Genomic DNA, 16,008 nt, shown 5'->3' with positions numbered 1-16,008 from the left:
TTTTCTTGACCTTTCGGGACGCCGATGGCGGCAGAGCGTATGCGTTACATCAGCAAGGGCAGGGTGTTCAGCCCGGATTCGCCGTCGGTCGACGCGCCGACACCAATCGTCTTGTCGCTGGTGGCTGCCGCGGGCGCCGCCTCGACCTCGCCGCCAACGAGCGGTCGCTTCGCATAGGGCGTGGCGAAGAGATGAACGCCCTGGTGATCGATAGCGAACAGAGGCGTGAAGCGGGAGGCTTCGGAATCCGCCATCAGCGTGGAGAATCGGTTGTCAAGCAACAGCCAGCGGCCGTCTAGGCGCGCAGCCAGTACAGCATGATCCTGGCGGACCATACGGTCACGGACCAGCACGAGCTGCAGGTCGTTGCGGGGGAATCCCGCAGCGCTCAGCACGACATACTTGGTGATCGCATAATCTTCGCAGTCACCTTTCGTCGAGGCGAACGTCGCAAGCGGCGTACTCCATCGATCCGGCTCGCCGTGCTGCGATAGATCGCTGACGTAGCGGACGGCCGCGTTGACGCCCCGGTTGGCCTCATCAAGCTTGTCGCGTCCCAACTTCGCCCCGACCGCGTCGACGAGCCGCAGGAATTGGGCGGCGTGCGCGGGACAATTGCCGGCGTCCGCCCGGCAATGATCGAGGATAGCCTGATCCTTCACCATGGCGGCTTCGACGCCGCGCCATTTGCGCCAGAGCAGGCCGTCGGGCGCGCGGAATGTGAACAATCCGAACGGTTCGGCACCAACCGCGGGTGCTTCCCGAAGCGCAGGCGGCGCATCCGTCGCCATGTTCGAAGGGGTGAGGGCGGCGAGGCGGACCGCATCGGTGATGCCCCGACCACGCTGACGATCATGCTTGGCAAGGACGGCATTGATGCTGAAGAATTTCGCCGGCGACGCCTGGTCGCCGCCCGGCGCGAGATCTGCTCCGGCCTCGTCCAGCGACATATCCTCGGCGGCCAATGCGCCGGATGCAGCGCCAACACAGAGCGCGAGAATAATCCCCGCGGCCAACGCGTGCGAGCGCGGGCTCCGCAGTTTTACGCGCGGCGTCATGACGTCCCCTTTGTCCAGGAGCGTCAGCCAACGTCTTTGCGTCGATCGGCCGCCCCAATCTGTTATCGGGACGGAAACTGCGGCCTTCGCCGCTTATGGTGAGTTAAGGGGAGGCAAGGATAGAGGGAATGTCGGAAAAGGCGGTCAATCGCCGGTTTTCCGGATGCTTCAAAATCACTTCAAAGTTGAACTGGTGAGAGTAACGTTCCGTTAAGCAACATCCTCACCGCTCGCGCATGGCCTCGTCCCGCAGGGTACGGGCCGGCTTGAGAAGGTAATCGAGCACGGATTTCTCGCCTGTCAGGATCTCGACCGTGGCGACCATGCCGGGAATGATCGGCAACGAGTTATCGGTCGTACCCAGATGGTTCTTATCGGTGCGAACCATTACGCGATAGAAGGTTTCCTGGCGCTCCGACCGGTCGGCCGCCTTATCATCGACGATAGTATCGGCGCTTATCCGCTCCACCTTGCCCTTTAGCGAGCCGTACACCGACGAGTCATAAGCCGAGAGCTTTACCACCGCGTCCTGATTGGGGCGGATGAAGGCGATATCCTGGGGCCGTATGCGGCCTTCCACCAGCAGCGTGTCATCCAACGGGATGATATCCATAACATTGGCGCCGGGCTGAACCACCGCACCGATCGTCGTCACGTTCAATTTATTAACGATGCCATGCACCGGGGCCTTCAGGTCAGTGCGGCGCACGCGATCCTGAGCGGATTTGATGTTTTCATCCAGAACCGCGAGATCTCCCTTTGATTTGGCCAGATCTTCGTCTGCCTGCGATCGAAAGGACGCAAGGGTATTGGCGATCTTCGATTGTGCCTCGGCGAGCTGCCCGCGCATTTCGGTGGCCTGGCGGTCGAGCCGCAGCATCTCGATCTCGGGTACCACCTTCTGCTCATAGAGCTTGCGGGTGAGTTCGAGTTCGCGTTCCAGAAGCTTGAGCGTGCCCGTCAGTCTGGTTACCTGTTGCTTTAGGACGTCCACATCCTGCGCCAACTTTTGTCCCCGCATCTTGAAGACGCTGGTCTCGGTAGCGACTGCCGCGGGAACCACTTGGTCGAGTTGTTCGGGGAACATAATCTCGCTTCGTCCGCGCGCCTCTGCCTCTAGTCGAGCAACGCGCGCCGCCATCGCACCGCGTCGTTCCCTGATCTCACCAAACTCGGACGCGAACTTGGTGTCGTCGATTCGCATCAGCGATTGGCCCTGATTAACGATGGCGCCTTCCTGAACGAGGATGTCACCGACGATACCGCCTTCAAGGGTCTGGACGACCTGGGTCTGGCGGGAAGGCACGACGCGGCCATTGCCCCGTTTAACTTCATCGAGGACCGCGAAATGCGCCCAGACCAGAAACGTCACGAGCAGGGCGAGGAAAGCCTGCAAGAGCATGCGCGAGGTTCGCGGTGTGCGCATTGCCGCTGCCGCACGGATGTCATTGGCGAAGGCAAAATCAGATGCCGGCATTGGGATTTTGCACCAGGGCTGCGCGAGGCGCGACAGTGGGTTGAGCCACGGTTTCGGGCGGAGCTGCCGCAGGCTTGCCTTGCAGCAGAGCGAGGACCTTGTCCCGTGGTCCGTCTGCAACCAGCCGACCATTGTCAAACAGCAGCAGACGATCGACCATTCCGAGAAGCGAAAGGCGATGGGTGGAGATGATGATGGTCATCTGTTCTCCGCGCATGCCCTTGAGCCGTTCCAGGAATTCAGTTTCGCTGCGCACGTCAAAATGCGCGGTGGGCTCGTCCAGGAACAGCACGCGAGGCTTCCTGATGAGCACGCGCGCCAGCCCGATCGCCTGTTTCTGCCCACCCGAAAGACTGCGGCCACCTTCGGCGATGGGCATGTCGTATCCCATGGGATGGTTGGCGATAAAGCTCTCGACGCCGGACAGACGTGCCGCAGCAAGCACCTCTTCGTCCGTCGCCTCGGGCTTGCCCAGCGCAATGTTGTCGCGCAGCTTCCCGAAGAAGAGGTCGGTGTCCTGCATCGCAAATCCGATGCCGGCGCGCAGGTCCGACGGATCATATTGCCGGGAGTCGACGCCGTCGACGAGGATGCGTCCTTCTTCCGCCTCGTAGAGACCGAGCAGGAGACGTCCGACCGTTGTCTTGCCGGAGCCGACACGGCCGATAATTCCAATTCGCTCGCCGGCCTCGATCTTGAAGGAAACCTTGTCGAGCGCTTTGCCGGGCGCGTTCGGATACGAGAAGCTGACGTTTTCGAAGCTGATGCGGCCCTGCTCAATTTTGCGGGCGACATAGGCGCGTTGCGGAGACCGCTCGCGTTCCAGCGACATGATACGGTCGATCGACTTGAGCGCAGACAATGTCTGGGTGCCGCGTGTAATGACGGACGCGATCCCGGCAATCGGCGCCAAAACCCTGCCAGCCAGCATATTGGCAGCAACGAGGGCGCCAACGCTGAGCTTGCCGTCAAGAATGAGAAACACGCCGATGATGAGCAGGAGGAGGCTGGTAAGCTGTTGCGCCGCATTCGCGCTCGTCAATGTCAGCGACGACCAGAAATGGACGTCTTCTCCCGACCGCGCGGTTGCTGCGACCGACCGCTCCCAGGCCGTTTGCATCCGGGCCTCGGCGCCTGTTGCACGGACCGTTTCCATCCCCGCGAGGGATTCCACCAGCACGCCATGGCGTGCAGCGGACTCGGCCTGCATTCGTTTTATGGCGCGGTCGAGCGGACGCTGCATCGTAAATCCGAGCGCGAGCATGATGGGCAGCATCACGAGCGGAATCCACGCCAGCGGACCGGCAATCGTGAACAGGATGGCGATGAAGAGCACGGCGAAAATGAGGTCCGTCGCAGAGACCACGCTGCCGGACGTGAAGAACTCGCGAACCGAATCGAAGTCACGAAGCTGATTGGCGATGATGCCGACTGAGGTCGGACGCTGCGCCATCTTCACCGCCATCACGTGTTCGAAGATGTTGGCGGCGAGAACGACGTCTGCGGTCTTCCCGGTCATGTCGATGATGCGGCTCCGCACAGTGCGCAGCACGAAGTCGAAAACGATGGCCAGACCCATTCCGATCGCCAGCGCGACCAGAGAGGGGAGCGCGCCGTTCGGAATGACCCGATCGTACACGCTCATGGTGAATAGCGGCGTCGCCAGCGCGAGCATGTTGATCAGGAAGGCTGCGAGAGCAACGTGCCCGTAACTGCGCCAATGCACTTTGACGACCGACCAGAACCAGTGGTTCCGGGGAAGATCTCCCGCGGCAACGGCTCGCGCATTGGCTTCGGTCGCGGCTCTCACCAGGAAGGTGTAGCCTGTGTAATCCGCATTGAGCGCTTTGATGCTCTGAACCTGCGGCGCGGCAGGCTGGTTCGTCGGGTCTAGGATCTTGGCGCTTTGGCTAGCCTGATCGATTCCCAGAAGGATCAGCGCCTTGCCGGTCTTCATGATCAGGACCGCAGGGAGAACGATGGCGGGGATGTCGAGGATGTCCCGCTTGACCGCCTCGGTTTCCAGTCCGGCGCGCCTGGCGGCACGGTCATAGAGAGCGACCGACAGCCGTCCATCAAGGATGGGCAGCCCGCCCAGTAACGCCTCGCGACTTACCGCTCGGCCATGATGGGCAGCCAGATAGGTCAGGGACGCTGCGAGGGGGTCCTGACGTGGCGGATGGACGTCGGCGGCGCTAATGACCCCGTCCGCTTCGTCTTTGGCCAGCCGAGCTTGCGCCTGTTTGGAGGTCCGCGAGAACAACCTAGTGCCTCTGATCATCAGTAAAGTAAATAGGACCCGCGCAACCGACGCGGCTAATAAGCCATCAGAATATAATAAAGCGCCGTCCGAAGCATGGGCTGGATTCGGCTATTCTTTCAGACAGTTAATTAGCAGACACTTCCGGCGTCATTAACCGCACATTATATTAACGCTCACCTCAGATAACTGTCGTTTACTTCTTCTCGGAGGGGAAGGCCGACAACAGCCAATACGGCCTGCCCTCATACGCCGAAGCATACGACATCGATAGCTGCGCCGTCGGGTCGACGTGAGCGACGACCGCCTGGCTTGGGCTACGGCCATGCTTCTGGGCGAACCATTCCGGCGCTCCGAGCATCCTTGCTGCGACAGCCCCACGCGGCCAGCGATCGGTAAAGCCTGCCCGTGGTTCCGCGGCAGCAAAGGCCAAGGGAGCTGCGGAAGCGTCGATGGCCGCATTTGCAACACGCAGCGGCTCCGATCCGGTTTGCGGCAAGGTCACGCGTGGCGTCGGAAACTTGTAGACGGGCAGGCCAAGCGGCGCCAGATCGATCGGCGCAGCATCCACGGGAGGAGGAGCCTTGAGATATTCAAGCAGCGTCCCCATCGCCGCCAGCATCTGATAGTCGGCGAAGACAATGACGCCACGCGAAGAGGTCAGCGAGACCGCCGCGTTGAAATACTGGTTCTGCGCATTGAGCAGATCGATCAACGACCGTTGACCGAGTTCATATTCCTTATCATAGGCCGCGATGGCTTTCCGGTCCGCCTGCAATTGACGCGTCAAGGCCGCAACGCGTGTTGCAGTAACCGTCCGCGCAGCCCAAGCCTTGTCGATGGACTCCAGCGCGTCCCGCTGCAACCGCGCGTGACGCATGGTCGCTTCGGTGTGACGCTCGGCCATCTCGGTGCGGCGCCACGCATCCTGGCCGCCGCGGAAGACGTCCCAGGACATCACGACCTTGCCGCTATAGTCGTCGTGAGTAACGCCGAGATACGGATAGGTATTGTCGAGGTGGGTCGCCCGGCCCTCGAGCGAGACGTTTGGCACGAAAGCGCCGTCCGTGACCCGGAAAGCGTGTTTGGCCGCGTCCACATCTGCCTGCGCAGCCCTGATGGTCGGATTGAAGCGAACCGCGATCGCCAGCGCTTCATCCCTGGTAGCCGGCAACCCCGCCAGCGGGGCCGGGAAGCGCAGATTATACGCCTCCAGTCCCACGACCTTGCGGTACTTGGCCCGGGCCTCCTCCAGATTCCTTCGAAACTCCGCGAGCGTCGCCCTCGCGTTTTCCACGCGCTCCCGCGCCTGTTCCAAGTCGCCTTCGCCGGCCCGACCGCCCGAGAAGCGGGATTGCACGTTGGCGAATATCCGCTCGTGGTTGGCAACGTTTTGCTGCCCGAGATCAACCAGCCTCATATACCGGACGACATCAACATAGGCTTCCGCTGCATCCAGCGCGATCAGTTCTGTCCGTTCCCGGACCCGGAAGGCGGCCGCGTTAACCCTGGCCGTTTGCCGCCAGATGTCATGAATGGAAGCAAATCCATCGAACAGTACCTGTCGTACGACAACCGACCCTTGGGTTCCATTTCGCCAAGTGCCAGTTCCGGGTGCGGGAACCGGCAGCGCCGAACCGCTCACCACCGCAGCGCTCTGGTCGAATTTTTCAGGACCGTACCGGGCCTCCACGCGAACCTGTGGCAGCAATGTGCTCTGCGTCTGGCGGAGTTCTGACTCTGTTGCGCGCCGATTTGCAGATGCCTCGCCGACGCCCGGATTCGTGAGAGTGGCCTGCTTCAATGCATCATTAATGGAAAAGGGTTCCGCAGCCACAGGCGCGGCTGTCGCCAAAAGCACGCTGGCGACCGCACAAAACGACGATTTCATCTGCCCCCGTCCCCACCCAATTTGAAAAAACTTGATGTTAAACGCTTCAATAATTGCGCTAAATCGGGCACAAGCTAGCAAACGGAACCGGATTCCCCTATGACATTTCAGCCACACGTTTGCCCAACTTAAGGCATCCTTGAATAACTGTGAGTTCCGGTTAATTAGTAGCATAATACCGACGGGCCGATGGGATCGGCGGCAACGGCTCGCAGGCATCTAGCGAAACGGCCCCAGTTTCTGGAAAGAAACTGGGGCCGCCTTCTTCCGGGTTGGGCTTGGGGGCTGGTCCCCGGAAGCCATGCTAGCTCAAAGAGCGGGCTAATAGGCGGTTGATGACCGCGCAGCTTCGTTAGCGGTATTGGTCATCCTTGCCGTTTGGGCTGTTGTCACCACCACCATTGCCGTAGCCGTTGTTACCCTTCCGCAGGCCGTTGCCCGAACCCGCGATTGCGTCGGATGTCAAGGAAGTAGACAGCAACAAGGTAATCGCTGGAGGAGTTACGGCTGAAAACCTGCCTGCCGAAATGAGAAAGTTCCGCCGGTCGTTGAACTCTTCTTGCGCGCGGGTATCCATGACGGCCTCCCACCGGTTATTTTGGACGGGCCTCCCACCGGTTATTTTGGCAAGGATTATCTCATTTAAATTCCGGCCGAGTAGCAATATTTAATTCGTTTTAATCACCATCTGTTGACACGACCCTGCGCCGTTGTCGTGTACGTGCGCCGCGCTGAATTTTTGAAGGCGCCTTCAGAGATACCAGGCCAAGACGGCCCTGAGCAGGGCGTTTTCGATCACGGGAAGAACGACGATCTGGTTCATGCCCGCTGCGCGAGCCGTCTGCGCTGCGATGGAGTCATCGACCTTCAGATGCTCGTTGATGGCGGGCATGCCCGTCGCCCAGGCGCCGCCGATACTGCCTTCGCCTTTACGTATCGCTTTTGCGGTGTAGAGTGAGGCCAGATCGGCATTCCTGCTGCAATCGCCAGACTGAAACACCAGTTCCGTTCGCGCCGGGTTCGGCACCCAGATCTCGAAACGCCTGGCGATCGGCGTTGCCTGCGCAGACAGGAAGGTCATGACCCAGGTCTGGTCCGGCGGCGTCGTGTAGGGAATGCCGACACCGCAATTGATTCCGATTTCGCTCGCTTCCTCCCAGCGAAGGAAACTCCTGGCATTGTGCAGGTCCTTGATAATGAGCGGCATGCCCGCCTTCCACGCACGGCCGGGCAGGCCAAACCCGCGCGGGAACTTTGTATGCCGTGAATTCAACTCGAACATGTCGGCGGTACCGTAATAGCCGTCGACCAGTCCCATTTCGTGGGACTTCTCGGGATCGTTGTGCCAGAGCTCGATCGCGCCGACGTGCTTTTCGTCGTCGCCGCAAAGCAGCACCATCACGGCCATCAGGAATTCGCCGGCAAAAACCGGCAGCGCCACGCCGCAGCTCAATCCGGCTTCGATCGCCTCATCCGTGCGCTTGAAATAGGAGTTTGCAAATTTCGTGAGGATGACGGGACGGCGGCAAGCCCAGGCCTTGCCGGGCAGCCCTTCGTCATAGGCAAACAGCGCGTTCTCGCTGACAGCCTTGAACTCCAAATATTCGTCGCTGCAAAGGCAGCCGCCGAATTCCAGGCGCGTGCGGGTTCGGTCGGGCACCCACAATTCAACGACGCGAATGAATGTCTTCATCGGACGCACCTGTCGCTACGCCTGACGTCAGCATCGGCGATCTGACGACGATATGTGCGATCAAATTACAGGCAGGCGCCGCCCAAAGTTCGTGCGGGGTCTCGGTCCTTGTCTGCGATCTCACGTCCGGTGACGATTGCCGAGCGCCGTCGCGATCGATTGTGGATTCCGGATGCGCTCGATCAGCATGTCGATGCGATCGCCGCCCCAGAACAATTCGCCATTGAAGACCATGGTCGGCACGCCGAACACACCGAGCGCTTCCGCCTCATTGATGATGCGGTCGTGCTCTGCCCGCGCGGGGCCGTGGACGTAAGCTTCGAATTCTTCTGACGACCCGCCGAGCGAGGCGATCACGCTGGAGATCTCGGAGAGCTCGTCGATCTCGAGATCATGACTCCAGAACCGGCGGAAAACCGTGTCATGATAGGAGCGGAACAGGCCGTGGCGCTGCGCGAACAGCATGCCGGCGCTGGCATAGAAGGCATCGTAGATGCGCCGCGGACCCTTCATGATGAGGCCCTGTGCATTGGCGTAGCGGCGCGCGTCCATATAGGCGTAGCGCACCTTGCGCCAAAAATGCGGCGTGCGCTCCTCCACCGTGCCCATGAATTCCGGGATGCGCAGCGTGTAGGGCAGCCATTCGAGTTCGACGCCGTAGATCTCCTCGAGCTCGAACAGCCGCTTGTTGGCGACGAACGCGTAGGGGCTCTTGTAGTCGGTGTAGACGCGGACGCGCGGCCTATCCATGGCGTTTCCCCGTTCCATCGGATCAGTATCTCCGATCCGAGTAGAGCACGGAACCATGCGACGCGGTTTTGACATTCCACATGAATGGGCCCCGCCAAAACGAATGGGCCCCGGTGCATAAGAGCATCGCGGGGCCCTACATCTTCGTTATAGGCGAAGGATTTCTGGTAGACACCAGTATGTTCTCAGGATCCGGCTTGCGCGTGGCCTTTGCGCTCCAGTCCTGCGGATAGGTTTGGATTGTTGAAGGTGCAATGAGGCTGGCAGCTGCTTATGACCTCAACCGCACCTGGACCTTGCGCTGAGCAAGGTCACCGGGCTGATCCGGTGGCGTCATGCTCCTCTCCAAGAGTTGGCCAACGGACGATGCGTCCGCTTCCGCTGCGTGTCGTCTCGATCATCTAACCGAGCCGCCAATGCCTGCGGAGCGGGGAGCCCAATGCTCCGCAACTCCTACAGGTGCAGTCGTGCTAAATGCTGCGGCAGATGAAGGCAGGTGTCAAGTAAACACATCTGTCGGGTTCCCGCGCGCATGTATGTCAGGCCTTCATGTGGCGGTAATCCTGTAAATCAGGATCGTGGGTCATCGACCAGTAGTCCACGAAACGCCATGGCATCGCCGAAAAAACTCTACCTTGCTTGTTGCGGTAATAGGTCGTCATCCCGGGATGCGTCCAGATCAGTTGTGCGTGCTCGGCATCCACCTTCTCGATGTATCGATCGTGCGCCTCGGGGCGAACATCGATCGCAGCGATACCTTGCTCGATCATTTCGACGAGGCAAGCCGAGATGTAGCGGCTCTGGCACTCCGACTGGAAGATCACGCTGCCGCCATGTGCGGGACCTGAATTGGGGCCGAGCATCACGAAAAGATTTGGAAAGTTCGGCACCGTGAGCCCGAGATAGGCGGTTGGGTTGTCGTTGGCCCAGGCCGCCTTCAGATTTTTTCCATCGCGCCCCGTGATGTTGAGGCGAGCCGCCATCTCCGTGACCTTGAATCCGGTGGAAATGACGATGATGTCTGCGGGCCGCAACTTGCCGTCGGAGGCGACGATGCCGTCGCGCGCGAAATGGTCGATCCTGTCGGTGACCAGTTCGACATTCGGCTTCGTCAGCGTCTTGAACCAGTTGTTGTCAAGCAGGATGCGCTTGCCATAAGGCGGATAGGTCGGCACGCATTTCTCGATCAGATCGGGGCGATCCTTCAACTCCGAGAGAATGAAATTGGTAAGCTCCTCGCGATGCCGGTCGTTACCTTTGTTGACGGCACGCTCGGGATGCGGCCAGTCGGGGTCCTTGCGCAGGAACGGCAGCAGGCCGTCGCCATATCGCCAGAACATATTGAAGCGATACCACTGCACATAAAACGGCAGGTGCACGAGCAGCCATTGCGCGCCCTCGGCGATGGGATCGGAATAGCCCGCCACCGGGCGTGCCCATTGCGCGGTACGCTGATAAACGGTGACCGACGCCACACGGTCGGCGATCGACGGCACCAGTTGCATGGCGGTAGCGCCGGTGCCGATGACGGCGACGCGCTTGCCGTCGAGCTTGATGTTGTCGGACCACAGGGCGGAGTGCAGCATCACGCCCTTGAAATATTCCTCGCCCTTGAAGTGCGCTGGGTGGGGGTCGTTGAGCTGACCGATCGCACTGACCAGCGTGTTCGATTCAAATATCTCTTCGCCATTGGCGGTCTTCAACGTCGATATCCAGCGTCGCTTGCTCTCGTCCCAGCGCGACGACGTCAGCTCCGTATTGAGCCGGAGATGCTTTCGGATGTCGTATTCCAGCGCCACCTTCTTCAGGTAATCGAGCAATTCCTGGCGCTGGGCGAAATAGCGCGTCCACGGATTACGCGGGCCGAATGAGAACGAGTACGAATGGTTGGGCGTGTCGACGCCACACCCGGGATAGCGATTGACATACCAGGTGCCGCCGAGTTCGTCGTTCTTCTCGACAATGGTGTAGGGGATGCCGAGCCGGCCAAGGGCGACGCCGAGCGCGATGGCGCAGACACCGGCGCCGACGATCAGCACGTGCTGCTGCGCCAGCTTTTCGTCCGATGGCGGTTTGGTCCAGCGCGCCTCCCGGGGAATGAAGCCCATTTCCTCGCGCATCAGCGACGCATATTCAGGTGCCACGTCTTCGCCCAGCGTCGCCCGCATCATCTTCAGCATCAATTCATTGCCGGGATCGGTGAAGACGGGCTTCGGTTCACCGTTTGCGAACAGCTTCAAGACGGCCGCGCGGATCTCGCCCTGGATTTCCGGGGGCATGCCGGCCTGCGGATCCGGAATCAGGCGGACGTCGCGCTTGGGCCTGTAAGGCGGTTCCAGCCAGCGCTCATCGCCGGTCATGTGCACCAGCACCATCAGCAGGACACGGATATCGCCCTCGGCGATGGCCGATGACAGATCGAGTTTCTTGCGCGGCAGCTCGATATTCATGCTGGTGTCCTCGTTTTACGCGCCCGGTGCTTTCGGCAAGCCGCCATAGGCGGCCCAAGTGGTGCCGGCGATATAGCCGGCATCGACGGGAAGGTTGATTCCGGTGACGCCGCTGCTCATTGGTGAAAGCAGCCAGGCGATGGCCTGCGCGACTTCGATCGGCTCGACCAGCCGGTTCATCGCGGTCGGACTTTCGAGCCACTTTTTGTTCAGCGCGCCCGAAGCGATGCCGGCTTCCAGCGCCGCGGTGCGCGTGAAGCCGGGCGAGACCGCGTTGACGCGGACGCCGCTGCGTCCCCATTCGGCCGCCAGCGTCTGCGTGATCTGGATGACACCGGCCTTCGCCGCGGTATAGGCGTGGATCGGGCCTGAGGTCATGCCGGCAACGGAGGCGACATTGACGATCGCGCCGCGCCGGCGCTCGGCCATCTTCACGCCGACGCTTCGGGCCACCAGAAACGTGCCGCGCAGATCGATATTGACCTCGCGGTCCCATTGTTCCATCCGCACGCGTTCGATTTTGTGCATCTTGCCGAACACGCCGGCGGCGTTGACCAGCCCTGTGATCGGGCCATGCGCGGCCTCGATATCGGCGATGCCGCTGACAACAGCACTTTCGCTCGCGACATCGAAGGGCATCGGCCACAGGATGGTTTGCGTGTCCGCGAGCGGTTCGGGCGCAATATCGACAATAACGACCTTCTGGCCCTGTCCGGCGAGAAGCATCGCGGTGGCGGCGCCAATGCCGCGGCAGCCGCCGGTGACGAGAACGATGCCTTCAGCGGTCATGGCTGTTGCCCTTATCCGGTGTGAACAGCCCACGCGTGACCAGCTTTCGATAGGCGGAGATGACATGGTCGGGCGCGGCCGTTACCGCGCCGTCGGAGTATGAGTATCGCCGGCTCAGGTAGCCGCGCGCGCCCATGAACATGTGAACGATGGCTTCGAACTCCTCGTCGCTGAAATCAACGATGGCGCCGGCCGTGCGGGCGCGCTTGAGAATGCGCACATAGGCGGTCGCGATATTATCGAGATGCTTCTGGTAGCCGACCGGTGCGAAATACTCGGCCTCGTTGAGGATGCGCAAAAATTCCGGCACCTCGCGGATGAAATCGAAGAAGGCGCTGAAGCGCTCGATCTCCTGCCTCGCGGCATCTGCGGTCCCGGTGCGCTCGCGGATGAAGTGAACCATGTCGATGCCGATCTTCGGCAGCAACTGATCGAGCAGTTCCTGGCGGTTTTCGAAATGGTTGTAGAACGTGCCTTGGGCCACGCCGGCTGCCTCGGTGATGCGGGCGACGGAAGCCTCGGCGTAACCGTACTTGCCGACGATCTTGGTGGCGGCGTCGAACAATCTGCGCTTGGTCCAAGCGTTGCGCTCGACGCGGTTCAACTTCGTGACCTTACCGGATGCGGCTTGCGATGATTGCGTCATGCGTGAGTTTCCAGTTCGGCGCGCAGCACGCGCTTGAGCACCTTGCCCGAAGGATTGCGCGGCAGATGATCGCGGATAATGAGTTGCTTCGGTACCTTGAAGCCGGCGAGGCGCGTGCGGCAATGTTCGATGAGATCAGGCAAATCCAGCGTGGCGCCGTCCGAAAGCACCACGACCGCAACCGGCTTCTCGCCCCAGCGCTCGTCCGGCATGCCGACCACGGCAACCTCGCGCACCTGCGGCAGCTCGTAGATGACGCGCTCCACCTCGGAGGAGGCGATGTTCTCGCCGCCCGAGATGATCAGGTCCTTCTTGCGGTCGGTGAGATAAAGGAAGCCATCTTCGTCGAGATAACCGATATCGCCGGTGCGGAACCAGTCGCCGAAGAAAGCGGCGGCGGTCTTTTCCGGATCCTTCCAGTAGCCTCGCGTGACCTTCGGTCCGCGCAAGCAGATCTCGCCGTTCTGGCCTGATGGCAGCCGGTTGCCGGCGTCATCGCGAATTTCGATTTCGACATGGGCGATGGCGCGCCCCGTCGAACCGATCTTTTTGATCTCGCGGCCGGCTTCCATGAAAGTGTCGCCGCCGCAGGTCTCCGTCAGCCCATAGGCGTCGATGTAGCGGGCATTTTTGAAGTAGCCGGAGAAGGCGCGGATGCGTGCTTCCGGGGTTTTCTCGCCGCCGCCGATCGCCCATCGCAGGCTGGAGACATCGTAGCGGTCGCGGGTCGGGCAGGTGAGGATCGCGGTCGTCATGACCGGCGCAAACCAGGCGGCGTTGAGCTTCTCGGCTTCGATGGCGGCGAGCGCCTGCTCGGGCTCGAAGTTACGGTGGATGGAAAGCAGGCCGCCATGCCAGAGCACCGCAATACCCGGCAGGTCGAGCGCGCCGACATGATAGAGCGGACCGACCACCAGCAATCGCGTTTCTGCGCTCAATCCCAGAGCCAGCGTCTGATCGGCCGACTTCCAGTACATGTTCTCGTAAGTGAGCATCACGCCTTTGGGGCGGTCGGTGGTGCCTGACGTGTACATCAGCCGCATCAGGTCGCGCGGCTGCCGCACCTGCATCGGGGCGGGCGCGATGTCGGGCGCAAGCCGCGTGACCGTGGATTGCGCTGACGCGTCGAGCAGCACTACCGGTGCGCCGCTGGCGGCAAGCCTTGCGAGTTCTTCGTCCGCAATCAGGATGCGCGCGCCGGAATTGGCGACGATGTAACCGACTTCATCTGCGGACAGGCGATAATTGATCGGCAGAAACACCGCGCCGATGTGGCTGGCCGCAAATGCCAGTTCGAGAAAGGCCGTGCTGTTCTGCATCAGCACCGCGACGACGTCGCCGGGGCCGATCCCGCGCGCGGCGAGCCAGCCGCCGACCCGCCGGATGCGGTCATCGAATGTGGCGTAGGAGACATCCTCGCCGCGGTATTTCAGCGCACAGCGGTCCGGCGTCCGCCTGGCGTGGAAAGCGATGAAGCTCGAAAGGTTGATCATTTGCCGCTCGAAACGCCGCTTTCGGTCTGGTTTTCCGATATATGAATTCTGACTCGTAATTCATCTTTGGCTTGACGTCACCCCCCTCGCTCTGAAATCCTCTGGCATACGGAGACGTCACGATCTCCGGAAGGGATTGGGAACGCCAACCCCACAGGGAGGAAGCAATGACGAGAACCCGCAAACCGGGCGTAAGCCGACGTGCGACGTTGGCGATAATGGGCGCCGGTGCCGTATCATTCGCGACGCCCTGGGTGGCGCGCGCGCAAGCCAAGACCATTAAGGTCGGCATGCCGACCATTCTCTCCGGCCGCGTGGCACAGCTTGGAACCTCATCGCGCAATGGCGTGATGCTGGAAGTCGAGAAGGTCAATGCTGCCGGCGGTCTCGCTGGACGCCAGATCGAGATGGTGATCCGCGATTCAAAGGGGCAGCCGCAGGAAGCCGCCCGCGTCGCGCGCGAGCTCGTCAACACCGACGGATGTGAAATCCTGATCGACGCGGAAGCGTCGTCGGGCGCGTTCGCGGTGCACGAGGTGGCGCGCGATCTCGGCGTGCTCTGTCTTCACACCAATTCGGAAACTTCCGCGCTGACCGCCGATCCCAAGCAGCACATTCCGAACGCCTTCCGCACCGCGCGTCAGGGCGTGCATGACTCGATCGTCGGCGGCAGCTATGCGGCGGCGATTGCGAAAGCCAAGGGGCTGAAGAAATGGGCGACCTGTTCGCCCGATTACGCCTATGGCCGCGACACCACCGGCGAATACGTGACGTATCTGAAGCGCTTCGCGCCCGACATCGAGATCATCAGCGAGTCCTGGCCAAAGCTGTTCCAGCCTGATTACACCGAGGTCGTGACAAAAATCCTGCAGGCCAAGCCGCAGGCGCTGTATTCCTGCCTGTGGGGCGGCGACCTCACGTCCTACATCGACCAGGCCAACATCTACGCGCTGTTCAGTCAGATGGAAGTGTTTGCAGTCAACATGGCCGACTACACCGCGCTGACTGTCGTGAAGAACCTGCCGAAGGGCATTCACTCCGGTAACCGTTATATCAAGACATATCCTGCAACGCCGGAGAACGCCGCGTGGGGCGATGCCTATAAGGCGAAATACAATGAGTATCCCACCAACTGGTCCTGGGAGAATGCGACGGCGATCATGCTGCTGGCGGAGGCGTCCAAGAAGGCGAATTCCGCCGACGGCAAGAAGGTTGCGGAGGCGCTCCGCGGTCTGAAGATCAAGTCTCCGTTCGGCGCCGACGGCACGGTCACGATGCGTGCGGAGGACCAGACGCTGGTGGGTTATGCGATCGGCTGGGGAACCACGATCCCACAGGAGCCCTACGTGCCGCAAGTTCAGCCGGGCGACTGGAAGACGATCTTCGAACTCGAAGCCGAGTGGAAGAAGAGCAAGGGCTATACCTGATTGAACGCGACGGCGGAGGCGGCGCAAGCTGCCCGCTCGCCGCCGAATGATCTTCGCGTGCTGTTCCGGCGCGC

General features: G+C 61.2%; 12 protein-coding genes. 1 reads left to right on the top strand and 11 read right to left on the bottom strand.

Annotation, left to right across the window (positions count from 1 at the left end; all coding sequences use genetic code 11):
* Positions 1 to 44: 44 nt before the first annotated feature.
* The 11 genes from LMTR3_RS05990 to LMTR3_RS05940 all read right to left on the bottom strand — a co-directional run bounded on the left by LMTR3_RS05990 (position 45) and on the right by LMTR3_RS05940 (position 14,507).
* The gene (locus LMTR3_RS05990) at positions 45 to 1,058 is read right to left on the bottom strand and encodes a transglutaminase-like cysteine peptidase (protein WP_065744158.1); all 1,014 of its coding nucleotides are present in this window, start codon (positions 1,056 to 1,058) and stop codon (positions 45 to 47) included.
* 223 nt (positions 1,059 to 1,281) lie between these two features.
* Positions 1,282 to 2,535, bottom strand: a complete 1,254-nt coding sequence (locus LMTR3_RS05985) for an HlyD family type I secretion periplasmic adaptor subunit (RefSeq protein ID WP_065744157.1) — start codon at positions 2,533 to 2,535, stop codon at positions 1,282 to 1,284.
* Positions 2,522 to 4,735, bottom strand: coding sequence for a type I secretion system permease/ATPase (locus LMTR3_RS05980; protein WP_245319775.1), 2,214 nt, complete (start codon positions 4,733 to 4,735; stop codon positions 2,522 to 2,524). Before LMTR3_RS05980 ends, LMTR3_RS05985 begins: the two co-directional genes overlap by 14 nt.
* A gap of 256 nt (positions 4,736 to 4,991) precedes the next feature.
* Positions 4,992 to 6,686, bottom strand: a complete 1,695-nt coding sequence (locus tag LMTR3_RS05975; protein WP_065744156.1) for a TolC family outer membrane protein — start codon at positions 6,684 to 6,686, stop codon at positions 4,992 to 4,994.
* Positions 6,687 to 7,038: 352 nt separating this feature from the next.
* On the bottom strand, positions 7,039 to 7,263 hold the full coding sequence (locus LMTR3_RS05970) for a hypothetical protein (RefSeq protein WP_065744184.1): 225 nt from the start codon (positions 7,261 to 7,263) through the stop codon (positions 7,039 to 7,041).
* A 174-nt stretch (positions 7,264 to 7,437) separates the two neighbouring features.
* On the bottom strand, positions 7,438 to 8,379 hold the full coding sequence (locus LMTR3_RS05965) for a GAF domain-containing protein (RefSeq protein ID WP_065744155.1): 942 nt from the start codon (positions 8,377 to 8,379) through the stop codon (positions 7,438 to 7,440).
* 120 nt (positions 8,380 to 8,499) lie between these two features.
* Positions 8,500 to 9,129, bottom strand: a complete 630-nt coding sequence (locus LMTR3_RS05960; RefSeq protein ID WP_065744154.1) for a 2-hydroxychromene-2-carboxylate isomerase — start codon at positions 9,127 to 9,129, stop codon at positions 8,500 to 8,502.
* 539 nt (positions 9,130 to 9,668) lie between these two features.
* Entirely contained in the window at positions 9,669 to 11,579 is a 1,911-nt protein-coding gene (locus tag LMTR3_RS05955) for a flavin-containing monooxygenase (RefSeq protein ID WP_065744153.1), read from the bottom strand.
* A gap of 15 nt (positions 11,580 to 11,594) precedes the next feature.
* Complete coding sequence (locus tag LMTR3_RS05950) at positions 11,595 to 12,368, bottom strand: SDR family NAD(P)-dependent oxidoreductase (protein ID WP_065744152.1); 774 nt, start codon at positions 12,366 to 12,368, stop codon at positions 11,595 to 11,597.
* Positions 12,358 to 13,014, bottom strand: a complete 657-nt coding sequence (locus LMTR3_RS05945; protein ID WP_065744151.1) for a TetR/AcrR family transcriptional regulator — start codon at positions 13,012 to 13,014, stop codon at positions 12,358 to 12,360. The genes LMTR3_RS05950 and LMTR3_RS05945 overlap by 11 nt, the downstream gene beginning before the upstream one ends.
* Positions 13,011 to 14,507: an AMP-binding protein gene (locus LMTR3_RS05940; RefSeq protein ID WP_065744150.1), complete on the bottom strand. Its 1,497-nt coding sequence runs from the start codon at positions 14,505 to 14,507 to the stop codon at positions 13,011 to 13,013. Before LMTR3_RS05940 ends, LMTR3_RS05945 begins: the two co-directional genes overlap by 4 nt.
* Before the next feature lie 167 nt (positions 14,508 to 14,674).
* Between LMTR3_RS05940 and LMTR3_RS05935 the strand changes: the two genes are divergently transcribed.
* On the top strand, positions 14,675 to 15,934 hold the full coding sequence (locus LMTR3_RS05935; protein ID WP_065744149.1) for an ABC transporter substrate-binding protein: 1,260 nt from the start codon (positions 14,675 to 14,677) through the stop codon (positions 15,932 to 15,934).
* Positions 15,935 to 16,008 lie beyond the last annotated feature (74 nt).

The organism is Bradyrhizobium sp. LMTR 3 (assembly GCF_001693485.1).
GTDB lineage: Bacteria > Pseudomonadota > Alphaproteobacteria > Rhizobiales > Xanthobacteraceae > Bradyrhizobium.
Note: the sequence above shows the minus strand (reverse complement) of the source record. Positions and strands in the feature narration are given on the sequence as shown.

Excerpts from the sequence above, each read along its gene's own strand:
- LMTR3_RS05990 (WP_065744158.1), bottom strand. The coding sequence starts at position 1,058 with ATGACGCCGCGCGTAAAACTGCGGAGCCCGCGCTCGCACGCGTTGGCC.
- LMTR3_RS05985 (WP_065744157.1), bottom strand. The coding sequence starts at position 2,535 with ATGCCGGCATCTGATTTTGCCTTCGCCAATGACATCCGTGCGGCAGCG.
- LMTR3_RS05975 (WP_065744156.1), bottom strand. The coding sequence starts at position 6,686 with ATGAAATCGTCGTTTTGTGCGGTCGCCAGCGTGCTTTTGGCGACAGCC.
- LMTR3_RS05970 (WP_065744184.1), bottom strand. The coding sequence starts at position 7,263 with ATGGATACCCGCGCGCAAGAAGAGTTCAACGACCGGCGGAACTTTCTC.
- LMTR3_RS05965 (WP_065744155.1), bottom strand. The coding sequence starts at position 8,379 with ATGAAGACATTCATTCGCGTCGTTGAATTGTGGGTGCCCGACCGAACC.
- LMTR3_RS05960 (WP_065744154.1), bottom strand. The coding sequence starts at position 9,129 with ATGGATAGGCCGCGCGTCCGCGTCTACACCGACTACAAGAGCCCCTAC.
- LMTR3_RS05955 (WP_065744153.1), bottom strand. The coding sequence starts at position 11,579 with ATGAATATCGAGCTGCCGCGCAAGAAACTCGATCTGTCATCGGCCATC.
- LMTR3_RS05950 (WP_065744152.1), bottom strand. The coding sequence starts at position 12,368 with ATGACCGCTGAAGGCATCGTTCTCGTCACCGGCGGCTGCCGCGGCATT.
- LMTR3_RS05945 (WP_065744151.1), bottom strand. The coding sequence starts at position 13,014 with ATGACGCAATCATCGCAAGCCGCATCCGGTAAGGTCACGAAGTTGAAC.
- LMTR3_RS05940 (WP_065744150.1), bottom strand. The coding sequence starts at position 14,507 with ATGATCAACCTTTCGAGCTTCATCGCTTTCCACGCCAGGCGGACGCCG.
- LMTR3_RS05935 (WP_065744149.1), top strand. The coding sequence starts at position 14,675 with ATGACGAGAACCCGCAAACCGGGCGTAAGCCGACGTGCGACGTTGGCG.